Below are 13145 nucleotides of genomic sequence, written 5' to 3'. Positions count from 1 at the left end.
GCCAGAAAATTGTGTCTATTTTATTGCACTACAGCCTTCACGAACAGCATAAAGTTCAAGACGATGATCAACCAGGCGATAACCAAGCTTTTGCGCCATTTTACTCAGGAGTTCGTGGATCTCATCATCAGAAAATTCCAAAACTTCCCCAGAATTCACGTCAATAAGGTGATCATGGACGCGCTCGGTAACCTCTTCATAACGGGCACGACCATCACCAAAATCATGCCGCTCAAGAATATTGGCTTCTTCAAAAAGCTTAACGGTCCGATAAACAGTCGCGATAGAAATTTTAGAATCCAGCTTGGAAGCCCGATGATATACCTGTTCTACATCAGGATGATCCGTAGAATCAGAAAGAACCCTTGCAATAACGCGTCGCTGCTCGGTCATCTTCAGACCTTTTTCAGCACAAAGAACTTCCAGTTTTGATGCCATAATTACCCTGAGCTCATCTTTAATGAATACGGTTACTTTTTTGAATAATTCTAATCTATACAAAATGCGCTACCGAGAAAAGCCCGATAGCGCATTTTTTAAGGCTTATCAGTTCAAAGAAAATTGATTACTTGGTTCTGTTAGCTTTTGTCCCCAAACCAATCTGCTTTGCCAAAGAACTACGTTGTTTTGCATAGCTTGGCGCAACCATTGGATAATCCTGTGGCAAACCCCAGCGCTCGCGATATTCCTCTGGCGTCATGTTGTATGCTGTTTTTAAATGACGCTTAAGCATTTTAAGTTTCTTACCGTCTTCCAGACACACAATAAATTCTGGCGTGATGGATTTTTTAATAGATACAGCCGGCGTCGGACGCTCTGGCTCTTTCTTTTCTTCCTGGCCCAATGTGGACAGGGTACCGTAAACCTCGCGGATCAATTGAGGCAAATCTGCCACGGCTACAGAATTGTTGGAAACATGTGCTGAAACAAGACTGGTTGTAAGTTCTACTAATTCTAACGAGGAGTTATCTTCAGACATAGTATGACTGTTCTTTCCCAATATAAAGTTATCTTGTAATGATCAAAATATTATTTAATTCATAACATACCAACAAGTGAGTTAAAGTTATTTCTTACAGATTTCAAGTTAATTTCTGCAAAATATTTACATTCAATTTTTCAAAAACAATAACGCTTAGAATCATTTAAATATCCACAGACATGATAACTGCATCAACAGATAAACCATCAGGTCTGTGGTAGTATTTGGATCTTCGGGCGACTTCCTCGAACCCCATAGTCCGATAGAGAGATAGCGCAATCATATTATCTTCAGAAACTTCTAAAAACATCTTATAAACAGATGCTTGGTTCAGGTGCTCAAATAAAAGAGAAATGATTTTTTTTGAATATCCCTGCCCACGAGACCCCGGATCAACGCAAAAGGTCAATATTTCAGCTTCTCCGGCAACTTCTTGCCAAATAATAAAACCAACCGGGTGTCCATTTTTACAATAAATAAAACCCTTATTTGTTTTTTGAATAAGTAATCCCAAAAAATCTTTTGCATTCCACGCGGAAACGGCAAATGACCGTGAATGCATCTCGGCCAGAAGATCAACATGCTCAATACCGCAAAAAGTTACTTCGGGAAGGTCACTCATACCTTTATCTAAAATATTGTTTTATCTTTCGGCAATGAAACATCAGGAGCCCGTAAGTACAGTGGCTCAACAGATTGATTTTCTTTATTAAACAGGTCTTGTTCTATGGCACAAAGCAACAAATTTTGAGCATCAGCATTCGATGATGACCTAGAAATGGTTATTTTCCGACCCGATTGTTTCAGCTCCTCAATAGCCTGGTCAATACCATCCCCAACCAACAGCAGATGACCACTTGGCAATTTATTATTTAAATCTTCTGGAAGTACTGAAAAAGGTTCCATCAATGGCTTCAGCTTTGAATCAAAGCTTTGAACAAACAAATCAGCACGCTTGGCATCAATGATAACAACAACTTGTGTCTCGACTCCCTTTTCATCAGAAGGTACACCACGTGCCAGCACCTCAAAATTATTCACACCGACAAGGGGCTTGTTGCATGCAAGGGCAAAGCCTTGAGCCGCAGCCAAGCCAATACGAACCCCCGTAAACCCGCCCGGACCTGTCGTAACGGCAAAGCCATCCATATCCATCAGATCTTTACCAGTTTCCTCCAGCAAATCCTGCACAATAGGCAAAAGGCGTTCTGACTGTCCGCGCCGCATTGTCTCACTACGCGAAACAAGTACTTGGCCTTTGTCGATAATCGCAACAGAACAAGAAGACCCAGCAGTATCCAAACCAAGCAGTAATGAATTATCAGCCCGCATTATCGTGAAACCATCCCTTTGACACCCAGGTTAACTTAGCCCATAGCTTAAATAACATTATGGCTTATATCCGCGATGGGGCTTTGTTACAATTGAAGACCGCGAATAACCATGTCTGATTAAAAACTGAACGAGCGACTATGCTTAGACTAAAAAGCTTTCCATTATTCTTTCTTCTTCTTGCAACGGCCGTCGGCATATGCGGCTTTCAAAAGATAGCATCAGCACAGGAAGCAAAAAAACCCATTGAAAGTGCAAATGGAAACAGCGCTGTAGTCATTATGTATCAACGCTTTGAAGAAAGTAAATATCCAACAACCAGTACTGCTCTATCCGTTTTGACAGATCATGTGCGAGAGCTCCAAGACAGTAAGTATAACGTGCTCCCTCTTACAGATGTCGTTGATGCCATCAAAAATAATTTACCGCTGCCAGATCGAACGATTTCAATCACAATCGACGACGCCTATCTTTCTTTCTACGAAACGGCTTGGCCTGTCTTGCAGAAAGCAGGGCTTCCGATCACACTGTTTGTAACAACCTCTGCAGTTGATCAAAATCGGATCGGCTATATGAGTTGGTCCCAAATTAGAGAGCTTTCTTCTGATCCACTTGTAACTATAGGTAATCATGCGAACGAAGTCAGGCACATTGCCCACCTGTCACAACAAGAACAAAAGCAGATTATTGATCAATCCAATCAAACTTTCAGACGTGCACTGGGAAAACAACCCAATCTCTTTGCCTATCCTTTTGGCGAAATCAGTAATGATCTGGAAAATGTTTTAAAGGTGGCAGGATTTAAAGCCGCTTTTGGCCAACATTCAGGCGCCATTGGTCCCAATTCCAACTTAATGGCTTTACCGCGCTACCCATTTAATGACCGCTTTGGCACAATGGAACGTTTTAAACTGGCCATAAACAGCCTGCCTCTCCCTGTATCTGCGGTGCTCCCCGAGAACTTGACTCTCACCGAGGCAACAAACCCACCCCTTATCGGATTTACCATTGCCCCAGAAATAAAACCTCGCGAAAACGGATCCTATCGGGGATTGAACTGTTATAGTTCTCAGGGTGAACTAACGATACAGGAGCTCGGGGGGGGCCGAATAGAAGTGCGACTAAAAGAGCCCTTTAAAGCAGGGCGGGCGCGTCTGAATTGCACAATGCTTGGCCCCAATGGACGTTGGCGTTGGTTCGGGCAGCAATATTACATCCCCTGAACTCAAAATTTAATATCTGAATTAGACACAACAAACCCGAAGCTGAATATTCAGCTTCGGGTTCTAAAGATTCAGTATTCAGCCTTTGGAACTATCTAAGCACTCGCGCGTACCTCGGATACTTCGGGAATGTAATGGCGCAACATATTCTCAATGCCCATTTTCAGCGTCGCAGTAGAACTTGGACACCCAGCGCACGCACCCTGCATGTGAAGATAGACAATGCCATTTTCAAATCCGTGAAAAACGATATCACCACCGTCTTGTGCCACAGCCGGACGCACACGCGTATCCAACAATTCTTTAATCTGGGACACAATCTCATCATCATCTTCATCGCTTTCAGCATGTGAAGACATTGCCGCGGAAGCATCGGTAATCACGGGGCGACCTGCTGTAAAGTGTTCCATAATTGTACCAAGAATGGATGGCTTTAGAATATACCATTCCTTGTCTTCCGCCTTAGTGATGGTAATAAAATCACCACCAAAGAACACGCCAGTCACGCCTTCGATTTCAAACAATCTAAGAGCAAGGGGAGAATTAGAAGCCGCTTCTTTTGCTTCAAAAAAAGCTGTCCCGCCATCAAGCACCGGGCATCCTGGTAAAAACTTTAGCGTAGCCGGGTTTGGCGTCTGTTCTGTTTGGATAAACATATCTTGCTCGTTTAAAATCGGTCTATGATTGTTGTTCTTATATGTAATCTTATAGGGGCTATTCAAGTCCCTATCCAGAATGAATATTCATATAGAATATTTCTTTAGCTGATCTCGTCTATTTCTGCGGGCTCCAAATTATCGGGCACAACCGTAATCGGGACACGCAATTTACCGATATGTTTCCCCATCAGGGCCGTTAAAAGAGGCCCAGGACCACCAGACCCGGAACTCGCCCCCAGAACCAGAATAGAGATCTGATCGTCTTCGTTTACAAGCTTGACCAGCTCATCACGACGATCACCTTCGCGCATATAAAGAACAGGTATTTGTCCAGAGTATTCAAGTACTTCTTCGCCCAGCTTATTCAACCGTGCCTCAGCTTCTTCGCGGGCTTCTTCCTGCATCAAATCCCCGACAGCTGCCCAGTGATTAAACTCAGCAGGTTCAATAACATACAACAGTGCAACACGCCCACCTGTATGCAAGGCGCGCCGACAGGCAAAACGCATTGCTTGCAACATCTCGTCACTGTCATCGACGACAACAAGGAAAATCCGATCTGTAGAGCCGTGATTACGGCACTTTTTTCCATCGGTTTCTTGATCGATTTTCAATTCTGTCGATTCTGTTTCACTCATACCTTATCCCTTGCGGAAAATTAAATGACCGATCCAGCCGGATACCAAAGCAACCACAATGGCGATAATACCATACATCGCACTATGAAGGTGTGCATAGTCATAAATTTCAGCTTCTACCCCAATTTTTGATACAGTTAAGGGGGTCGTGCGCGCATCTATAATCTGCCCATCGCGCAGGTGATAAACACTGACAGAATACGTGCCTGTCGGCACATTTGCAGGCAACTCAAATTCTGTACGGAACAAATGTTCGCCTAAAAAAACAATTTCCGCATTTTCCAATTGATAGTTACCACTGCGCAACAAATTCCGAAGAAGGGCATCCTTCCAGTCATCTGCCAGCTTTCCCGCAGCCTTTGTCACCGGAAGCTCCAGACCGATATTATCAAACCCGATGGCATTAAGGGCGCGCGTCGCCGACGATGATATTTCTTCAATTGGGCCCGTCGAAGCAATAGAATAGAAACTCGGTACACTTTCGAATTTCATTGATGCTGTATTCATCCAGATCCCGGCAACCTGTCCTTTTCGCTGCACTTTAAAATCTGTATCCGGCCCCCTAACGACCACAATAACCTCACCGGGGGAATTAATACTGCCGAACAGCAAAATACGATCGCCAGAAAAACCAGCCGTAATCGCGACGAGATGACTGGAAAGATCTGCTTCAATTGCCTTTGTCTCTTTCGCCGTCAGAACAAAAAGAAATGAAAAAACAGCGGCCCAAATCGCAATAAATGAAGAAAATCTGGTTTCAGAGAGACGCCGACAAGTACCTGATGCTGATAAATTTATCATCACAGCATCTCCAAAGCATAAAGGTCCGCAGGCTCAATCAGAAGATCAAGAAACAGCTTGCCACAGACCATAACGACCAAAATACCAAGCAACAGACGTAACCAGTCACCCTGCATCTTGGCGCCGATCCGCGTACCAACCTGGGCACCGAGGACAGAACCAACCAAAAGCAAGAGCGCAAGAACGACATCAACTGTCTGATTTTGGGCCGCCTGTAAAAAAGTAACATTCGCGGCAACAAAAATGATTTGGAAAAGTGATGTGCCAATCACCATCGCTGTCGGCATGCCCAGCATATAGATCATTGCCGGAACAAGAATAAATCCACCGCCAACCCCCATAATCGCCGAGAGGACACCAACAAAAAAACCAATTCCCAAGGGCAGCAGAGCAGAAATGTAAAGACGAGACTTACGGAACCGCATCTTAAGCGGCAAACCGTGGAACCAGTTATGTTCGTGTAACTTACCACGGGAAGCACCGCCTGCTTTTCGGCGCCGGAACACCGCCTTGATGCCTTCGAGCATCATCAACAACCCGATAGTTCCCAGAAAAATCACATAAGAGAGATTAATAACCAAATCAATTTGGCCAAGGCTTTTAAGCAGAGAAAACAGACCCACACCCAGTGTGGACCCAATAAAACCACCCACCAAAAGGATCCAGCCCATCAGGAAATCAACATTTCCCCGTTTCCAATGGGCAAAAACACCGGAAACCGATGACGCAATCACATTGTTCGCTTGTGTTGCCACAGCAACAGCCGGGGGAACACCAACAAATATCAGAATGGGCGTCATTAAGAAGCCGCCCCCAACTCCAAATATCCCCGACAGCAATCCGACACCGCCCCCCATTGCCAGTAAGAGGACTATATCGACAGATATCTCAGCGATCGGCAGATAAATTTGCATTGCCGTCAGTCGCCTTTTTCGCAGGTTTTCATTTCGCTCTACCCTGTTCTGTCATTGCAGACAGACAATTTTATTCATAGGCTTTCAAGGGAGCACCCCCAAAAGAATCTATCCTGCTTCACAAAAAAGGAAAAGGGGGTCCGTTGAATATTTTCTTTATTTTTCAACTTTTTGCTTAATATTTTTTTAATTTGACCAATTCCAAAACCTCGTCACTTCATATTTCCAAATACTTCCTGATGAAAAAAGGGTACCAGACAAGCATCTGATACCCTTTTTCTAATAACTTTGGTGCCAAATATTTTTTATATTGGCCCCATATAACCCGGCAGTTTCATTTAACTGCCTTATGCCATTACGGACGTAAAAAACCAACGGCGTCAAAAACTTCCTTCATCACTGGCTCTGCCAATTTAGCAGCTCGATCAGCCCCTTGCTTGAGCACAGAATCAACATAGGATTTATCATCCATCAAGCGTTTCATTTCCGATCCCATGGGCCCAAGCTTGGTAACCGCAACTTCTGTCAGGGACTTTTTGAAGTCGGCAAAGCCTTTGCCTTCGAATTCCCCCAGAACATCAACAAGTTCCTTGTCGTTCAATGCCGCATAGATAGAGAGCAAATTAAAGGCCTCGGGGCGTTCTTTGCGGGCATCATCAAGCAGCTTACCATTCTCATCCAGAACTTCAGCGCCAGGAATCAAATGTGGATCACTGGTTGCTTTCTTGATTTTTTTCGCAACTGTATCTGCATCATCCATCATGGTAATACGGCTATAGTCTGACGGGTCAGACTTGCTCATCTTCTTGCTGCCATCACGCAAAGACATGATACGCGTCGCAGCGCCAAATATCAGCGGTTCCGGTACAGGAAAAAGATCAACATTGAAATCATTGTTGAACTTAATGGCAATGTCACGCGTCAACTCAAGATGCTGTTTCTGATCTTCGCCAACAGGCACATGCGTAGCTTTATAGGCAAGGATATCTGCAGCCATCAGGTTTGGATATACATAAAGACCTGTGGATGCTTTTTCCCTATTTTTTCCGGCTTTGTCCTTAAACTGCGTCATCCGGTTCAACCAGCCGATCCGGGACACACAGTTAAAGATCCAGCCAAGTTCAGCATGGGCCGATACTTGGGATTGATTAAAGATAATATGCTTTTCAGGATCAACACCTGCTGCCAGATATGATGCCGCAACTTCACGTGTATTATCAATCAACTGCTTGGGATCTTGCCAGACAGTAATGGCATGCATATCTACGACACAGAAAATGCATTCATAGTCGTCCTGCAGGCGCACAAAATTGCGAATAGCGCCGAGATAGTTGCCAAGATGTAGGTTCCCTGTAGGCTGTACGCCCGAGAAGATACGCTTCATGGGAAAAGATCCATTCCAATAGCGGTTGATACAAAGATTCAAGAAAAGGCTTTATCGCCGTTCAACCCCTTGGGGTCAAGAGCTTGAACCAACAGGCGGCAAGCCCTTGAGTTACGAGAGTGAACTAGGGGAACAAACCCTTCGGATCATAAACCACTTCTCCGCCAAGAAGCGTCGCCTCTACATTAACGGCCCCGATCTCATTTACTGGTATATCCAGAATGTTTCGGTCCAGCACAACAAAGTCAGCCAGTTTGCCCGGTTCAATTGAGCCTGTTTTATCCGCGTGCTGCAATAGCTTTGCAACATTAAGCGTCATCATCTCAATAACGTCCTCCACCCGATCAAAAGCCCCGTCCTTTTGGGTAAGCACGGCTTCAATCTTCATCAAAGGAGATAACTCTTCAGCATCCCAATCGCTGCTTAAAACGACCTCAACACCTGCCTCGTATAGCTTGCGGGCAGGCATAAGATTTTCTGCCCGGTTACCAATGAATCCGGCAAGATATCGTTTCGTTTCCGAACTGGTTGAACTCGGTGCGAGTTGAAAATCGGTAATGACATTTAACCCTGTAAATCGAGATACATCCTTTTGATCAACAAGATACAGATGCGTTATCCGATGTTGGATGCCCCTGGACCCGTTTTCTTTTCCTGCGTGTGCTACAGCATCCAGAGCCAATCCGACACCGCGATCACCCGTGGCATGAAAATGAACCTGGAATCCTAAACGCTCCAGAGCACTGACATAGTCAAACAGGGTTTCTTCTTCAAAATACAGGAATCCCCGCTGCAAATCTTTCGGAAGGTCAAGGCTGACTTCATAAGGCTGGTAAAGCGCCCCTGTTGCCTGAGATAGAATCCCATCCACATAAATTTTGGCCTGATTAAACCGCAAAAGCTTTGCAGGGTCATTGCTGTACCGCTTTTGAAATTCGGCAATCTGTTCCTCAAACGGCAAATCCGGGTAGAGATAAAGCGCATTACTGGCCCGTACCGTGAGCAAGTTTTCTTCTTCTGCCCGGATCCACGCTTCCTGATGACCTCTGGGCCAATAGCCCCCTGCGTCACTCACGCTCGTAATGCCGTTTTCTGCTAAAAGCTCCAGTGCCTGAAGCAAACTTTCATAAGCAAAATCAACATTATCTTTAGTTGGTGGCAGTGCGGCATTGCGAAGCTTCTGTTGCGCATTTTCAAAAACAACACCGGTCAAACGACCCGTAAATGGGTGTCTGTCAATCAATCCTCCCTGTGGATGAACGCCGGGAGTCTCTTGAAAATCCAGATATCCCACAGCCTGCATTGCCTTGGTATTGGCCCAGGCACCATGTCCAAGATTATCAAGGATAACCGCAGGTCGATCTGGAATTAATCGATCAAGAAACGCCATGGGGGATTCCACTGTTTCCAGCAAAGCCGGCATGGAAACACCTGCCCCCATAAACCAGGGATTATCATGTTGCTCATCAAGGCAATAGCCTATTTCCCCGCGATAAATTTCTTCCGTTCCTTCCGCAGGAAGAAAACAAACTGTTTCATTGATGCCTGCTTCCAGAGCATGCAGATGCGGATCCTGAAAACCGGGCATCAACATCCGCTCGCCAAGATCTATGACCTCAACATTAGAACTAATCTTGTCAAGAAGCTCCTTTTCCGTCCCCACTTCTGCAATAACGCCATTCTCAACCAAAACCGCCTCTGCCCACGGCATACTTTTATCAACGGTATAAATTTGGGCATTTACAATAAGATAATCTTCATTTGCAGCATGACTTTGCGTTATACAACCTGCACCCACCAGCAGTCCGAAACCAATGACTTTACCAATGACTTTAACGGCCGAGGTCACAGCCTTAATCACTTGGAATATTTTTGTGAATATTTCTGTTTTTAAGTTTTTCATCAGCTTACCACCAAGGGGGGGACGTATTTCCGTCAAAAGATCTTTTTCCAAAACCCTATCCGGATCATTGTAATAGATCTCTATTGCAGGCCTGTAGTCCAGAATCAGGCAACCATCCGTCATAAAGCCAGTCATAAGCCCCTTTAAAATGAGCAACGGCATACTTCGCTACAAGGACTGTCTGTACCTACAGGTCCTCAACTTCAAAATTGTGCCGGATCATAACATACCAGCTGAACACCACGCTCATAATCCAGTCACTTCACAGATTTTACAGATAAAACTGTCATAAACGTGGGCCGCTCCTTTTTCATTCAAAACCACCCTAGACAATGAAACGGTAAAATACCTGATCGTTTTTGCTCACTATAACATACCTATGTCTCATAAATTCTCTGTTCATCAGTAACGCTAAAAACAAGATGGAGAATAATTCACTCCATCTTGTTTTTACTTATACAACCTCACCGAATCAGTGACAGATATTTAACTTTCCGAACAAACCAGAGCTCTCTGTCTAAAAAACAAACTGTTCAAGGCCGCATTAAGTGTCGGATAAGCAAATGTATATCCCTGCGCAATCGCTTTAGAAGGTGCAAGGTTTTGCCCTTCAAGAAAAATTGCGGACATGTCCCCGAGCATCATTTTTAAAAAAGTTTCTGGGAGGGAAAAAACGATCTTTCTGTTCAAGGCATCACCTAGCGCATTTATAAAATCTTTGTGTCGGACAGTATCGGGAGCCACAGCATTAATTGCGCCGCGTACTTTTGGGCAATCAAGAGAGAAATCTATTAATCCAATAGCATCCTTAAGATGAATCCAGGGCATCCATTGCTGTCCGCTCCCCATGATAGTCCCTAAACCAAGCTGAACTGGCCTTGCCAGACCCGGTAAAGCACCTCCACCATGTCCAAGTACAATCCCAAAACGTAAAAGAGATACTCTTACACCATGGTTTTCAGCTTTCAGTGCTGCTGCTTCCCATTTCTGGCAAAATTCAGAGACAAAAATATCCTGCCCCTTACTACTTTCATCGAGTCGCTTTTCACCACCATTCCCATAAAATCCAACGGCAGAGGCATTAATCAAAACCGTGGGCTTTATTTTCAGTCGTGCAATAAGAGCAACCAAATCATTCGTGATGCCGATACGACTGTTTCGAATTCTTTCACGGCGTGACTTTGTCCATGGAAGGCCAATTACCGCTTCACCAGCCAGGTTGATAATTTGGTCAATTTCAGTGTTGTCTGACACTTCGTCCAAGCTTTCGATAATTGTAACATTATCCCCAAACGCATTTTTTGCCTTTTCTTTGTCTCTCGTCAGAACAACAAGCTTTTTTCCTTTTACGAGTTGTTCCCGCACAACAGCCTTGCCAACAAATCCTGTTGCTCCTGTTATCAATACTGTTCGGGGATTTTTAATGGAACCAACAATAATGGGATGTCGAATATGTTCAGGTGTTTGCAGAGGGCCAAGCTTGATAACTGCATAGAAATCACGAATTCCCCAAGAAAAAACACCAACACCATAAAGAGTCATAACCCAGGAAAAAATCCCATAATCAACTGCTTTGACCTGGGTTGCACCTAAACTCCACCCCCACAAAATAGGCAAGAGCAAAACTAATACAGCTCCGTAGTTCATTGCGAGTACTGTATGTAGAACACGTTCCAGAGGCGGTAATTTTCTGGTCATATCCTCTTCAATGAAATCCCACAGAGTGATTGCGACTTCGATAACCAGTAAAATAATTACAATAATACCAAAAATTCCGTGCCACGTTGCCCACCCCAACATCAGGAACAACGCTGCATAAATAAATTCACGCGCACTGTGGAGTATTAATTCCTTACGAGCACTGGGTTTGGAAGGAAGTGCCTCGGTTATTTCATGGTGCCAGAAATTATCAAAAGCCCCCATAATACCCTGAAGAACAAGTAAGCTAAGCACGAGTAGCATTTTTCATCTCCTCTTCTTTAAAATATCCATCTTGGAACGCAAGCTGGCCCAAAACGGGATGATCAACCTCTAGAACAAATTGAAACCAGTTATCCCCCAGGTCTCGATGTGTAACGTGCAATGTCCCAGGGCTCAAAAAATCCGGAAGGCTCAGTCTCTTGCCAAATAACTGCAAATAAAATTTTGTGGATATAAAGTGAAGCGCACCATCTGCTTCTTCGAGCTTGAGTTTCATCCCAAAATGCTTGCCAAAACATTCCAGCAACCCTTCTGTTTCACTGACAAGCTTCGTTGTACGTGCGATTTGCTGTTTATCAGGAGCAAAATAATAATGCCGCTCCCAGACAATGCCCCTCTTACGGTCCGGATCATCAAACGTTATGACGTCACACGGAACATCTACCCCCCGTGACCAAGCCATGGGGCTTCCTATTAATCTGGCGGTATGTGCCATAAGCAAACCCACAAGGCTGGCCTCAACCCGTTTCATTTTCCCCCGATACAGGTGCGCTTTCCCTGGTTGCGCATCACAACCAAAGCGTTTTCTGATTGCCGGTTTCAACCGTTGCCAAGCGGCATCCCCCAGTAAAGATCGGATATGAAGCGGATCGGGAACAGGGGGGGTAATTTCAACGGGCTTATTTTTCACAAGCCCAAAGGTGTTTCGAGGACTATAAGCAGAAACTCCTTGATCATTTTGGCGTTCACACCTCACCATTCCTCTCTTTCTGTAATTTCTGTCAAAACAGAAATTACTTGTTAAAAATAAAGGACAGGCAACAACCCGTCCCCTATCTATTTCCCAACAAACTTTGCTACTTTTGCCCCGAGTTTCATGATCTTGATTAATGTCCCTTTTGGTAACTTGCTAATTTGCTCGTACCAATTTGTAAGGTTGGAAATAAAATCAAGCATATCCTGCATTCGTTTCAAGCTCTCGGCAGGAATTGCATCTTCTTCAGACCCATCAAGAACACATTGGCGCAATGTCGTAAGCGTAGGGGCTATTTCTCTCTGCTTTCTGGCATTCGCAATCGTCAAAAGCATTTCCCAAAGATCGTGGGTTGCTTCGAAATGATCCCTGCGATCCCCTAGGACATGCATAAGATGTATAAGCTCCCACCCTTGGAGTTCCTTAAGGCTAGTGCTTACATTGGATCGGGCAATATTAAGTGTTTCTGCAATTTCTTCTGCATGCATTGGCCGCGCAGCAAGATAAAGCAGAGCGTGAATTTGTGAAACAGAACGGTTAACCCCCCAGCGAGACCCCATTTCGCCCCAATGAAGAATGTAACGTTCCATGGCAGGTGTAAGTTTCATATTTATTTCCGAAATTTCTGTTATTAC

The 13145-nt window shown here is 44.5% G+C and carries 14 protein-coding genes; 1 reads left to right on the top strand and 13 read right to left on the bottom strand.

Going from position 1 to position 13145, the window contains the following annotated elements:
- Window positions 1–15 precede the first annotated feature (15 nt).
- The 4 genes from WH95_RS08905 to tsaB form a co-directional block, all read right to left on the bottom strand.
- A complete protein-coding gene (locus tag WH95_RS08905; RefSeq protein WP_046505790.1) occupies window positions 16–438 on the bottom strand; it encodes a Fur family transcriptional regulator in 423 nt (140 codons plus the stop codon).
- 127 nt (window positions 439–565) lie between these two features.
- Window positions 566–979, bottom strand: coding sequence for a MucR family transcriptional regulator (locus tag WH95_RS08900; protein WP_046505787.1), 414 nt, complete (start codon window positions 977–979; stop codon window positions 566–568).
- A 166-nt stretch (window positions 980–1145) separates the two neighbouring features.
- Window positions 1146–1604, bottom strand: coding sequence for a ribosomal protein S18-alanine N-acetyltransferase (rimI, locus tag WH95_RS08895; protein WP_046505785.1), 459 nt, complete (start codon window positions 1602–1604; stop codon window positions 1146–1148).
- 8 nt (window positions 1605–1612) lie between these two features.
- Complete coding sequence (gene tsaB, locus WH95_RS08890) at window positions 1613–2314, bottom strand: tRNA (adenosine(37)-N6)-threonylcarbamoyltransferase complex dimerization subunit type 1 TsaB (protein ID WP_046505783.1); 702 nt, start codon at window positions 2312–2314, stop codon at window positions 1613–1615.
- A gap of 140 nt (window positions 2315–2454) precedes the next feature.
- On the opposite strand from tsaB, the gene WH95_RS08885 reads away from it, so the two are divergent.
- Window positions 2455–3537, top strand: a complete 1083-nt coding sequence (locus tag WH95_RS08885; protein WP_052741890.1) for a polysaccharide deacetylase family protein — start codon at window positions 2455–2457, stop codon at window positions 3535–3537.
- A 95-nt stretch (window positions 3538–3632) separates the two neighbouring features.
- On the opposite strand, the gene WH95_RS08880 is transcribed toward WH95_RS08885, so the two are convergent.
- From WH95_RS08880 to WH95_RS08840, 9 genes are all read right to left on the bottom strand, one after another.
- A complete protein-coding gene (locus WH95_RS08880) occupies window positions 3633–4193 on the bottom strand; it encodes a NifU family protein (protein WP_046506160.1) in 561 nt (186 codons plus the stop codon).
- Between the two features lie 104 nt (window positions 4194–4297).
- Window positions 4298–4834 carry a universal stress protein gene (locus tag WH95_RS08875; RefSeq protein ID WP_082114064.1) on the bottom strand — a complete coding sequence of 179 codons (537 nt, stop codon included), beginning with the start codon at window positions 4832–4834 and terminating at the stop codon, window positions 4298–4300.
- 3 nt (window positions 4835–4837) lie between these two features.
- Window positions 4838–5635 (bottom strand): TIGR02186 family protein, encoded by a 798-nt coding sequence (locus WH95_RS08870; RefSeq protein WP_052741889.1) that lies wholly within the window; start codon window positions 5633–5635, stop codon window positions 4838–4840.
- Complete coding sequence (locus WH95_RS08865; RefSeq protein ID WP_046505780.1) at window positions 5635–6549, bottom strand: sulfite exporter TauE/SafE family protein; 915 nt, start codon at window positions 6547–6549, stop codon at window positions 5635–5637. The genes WH95_RS08870 and WH95_RS08865 overlap by 1 nt, the downstream gene beginning before the upstream one ends.
- A gap of 355 nt (window positions 6550–6904) precedes the next feature.
- Window positions 6905–7933, bottom strand: coding sequence for a tryptophan--tRNA ligase (gene trpS / locus WH95_RS08860; RefSeq protein ID WP_046505777.1), 1029 nt, complete (start codon window positions 7931–7933; stop codon window positions 6905–6907).
- 124 nt (window positions 7934–8057) lie between these two features.
- Window positions 8058–9971 carry an amidohydrolase gene (locus WH95_RS08855; RefSeq protein WP_157845923.1) on the bottom strand — a complete coding sequence of 638 codons (1914 nt, stop codon included), beginning with the start codon at window positions 9969–9971 and terminating at the stop codon, window positions 8058–8060.
- A gap of 351 nt (window positions 9972–10322) precedes the next feature.
- Window positions 10323–11798 (bottom strand): TIGR01777 family oxidoreductase, encoded by a 1476-nt coding sequence (locus WH95_RS08850; RefSeq protein WP_046505771.1) that lies wholly within the window; start codon window positions 11796–11798, stop codon window positions 10323–10325.
- Complete coding sequence (locus tag WH95_RS08845; RefSeq protein WP_046505770.1) at window positions 11782–12516, bottom strand: DUF4166 domain-containing protein; 735 nt, start codon at window positions 12514–12516, stop codon at window positions 11782–11784. Before WH95_RS08845 ends, WH95_RS08850 begins: the two co-directional genes overlap by 17 nt.
- A 77-nt stretch (window positions 12517–12593) precedes the next feature.
- A complete protein-coding gene (locus WH95_RS08840) occupies window positions 12594–13118 on the bottom strand; it encodes a GbsR/MarR family transcriptional regulator (protein WP_046505768.1) in 525 nt (174 codons plus the stop codon).
- Window positions 13119–13145 lie beyond the last annotated feature (27 nt).

This window comes from Kiloniella litopenaei (assembly GCF_000982415.1).
GTDB classification, from domain to species: domain Bacteria; phylum Pseudomonadota; class Alphaproteobacteria; order Kiloniellales; family Kiloniellaceae; genus Kiloniella; species Kiloniella litopenaei.
The sequence above is the reverse complement of the archived record's forward strand: the minus strand, read 5'-3'. Positions and strand labels throughout refer to the sequence as shown.

Bases quoted from the DNA above. Each gene is read 5' to 3' on its own strand.
- WH95_RS08905 (WP_046505790.1), bottom strand. From the start codon at position 438: ATGGCATCAAAACTGGAAGTTCTTTGTGCTGAAAAAGGTCTGAAGATG.
- WH95_RS08900 (WP_046505787.1), bottom strand. From the start codon at position 979: ATGTCTGAAGATAACTCCTCGTTAGAATTAGTAGAACTTACAACCAGT.
- rimI (WP_046505785.1), bottom strand. From the start codon at position 1,604: ATGAGTGACCTTCCCGAAGTAACTTTTTGCGGTATTGAGCATGTTGAT.
- tsaB (WP_046505783.1), bottom strand. From the start codon at position 2,314: ATGCGGGCTGATAATTCATTACTGCTTGGTTTGGATACTGCTGGGTCT.
- WH95_RS08885 (WP_052741890.1), top strand. From the start codon at position 2,455: ATGCTTAGACTAAAAAGCTTTCCATTATTCTTTCTTCTTCTTGCAACG.
- WH95_RS08880 (WP_046506160.1), bottom strand. From the start codon at position 4,193: ATGTTTATCCAAACAGAACAGACGCCAAACCCGGCTACGCTAAAGTTT.
- WH95_RS08875 (WP_082114064.1), bottom strand. From the start codon at position 4,834: ATGAGTGAAACAGAATCGACAGAATTGAAAATCGATCAAGAAACCGAT.
- WH95_RS08870 (WP_052741889.1), bottom strand. From the start codon at position 5,635: ATGATAAATTTATCAGCATCAGGTACTTGTCGGCGTCTCTCTGAAACC.
- WH95_RS08865 (WP_046505780.1), bottom strand. From the start codon at position 6,549: ATGCAAATTTATCTGCCGATCGCTGAGATATCTGTCGATATAGTCCTC.
- trpS (WP_046505777.1), bottom strand. From the start codon at position 7,933: ATGAAGCGTATCTTCTCGGGCGTACAGCCTACAGGGAACCTACATCTT.
- WH95_RS08855 (WP_157845923.1), bottom strand. From the start codon at position 9,971: ATGACTGGCTTTATGACGGATGGTTGCCTGATTCTGGACTACAGGCCT.
- WH95_RS08850 (WP_046505771.1), bottom strand. From the start codon at position 11,798: ATGCTACTCGTGCTTAGCTTACTTGTTCTTCAGGGTATTATGGGGGCT.
- WH95_RS08845 (WP_046505770.1), bottom strand. From the start codon at position 12,516: ATGGTGAGGTGTGAACGCCAAAATGATCAAGGAGTTTCTGCTTATAGT.
- WH95_RS08840 (WP_046505768.1), bottom strand. From the start codon at position 13,118: ATGAAACTTACACCTGCCATGGAACGTTACATTCTTCATTGGGGCGAA.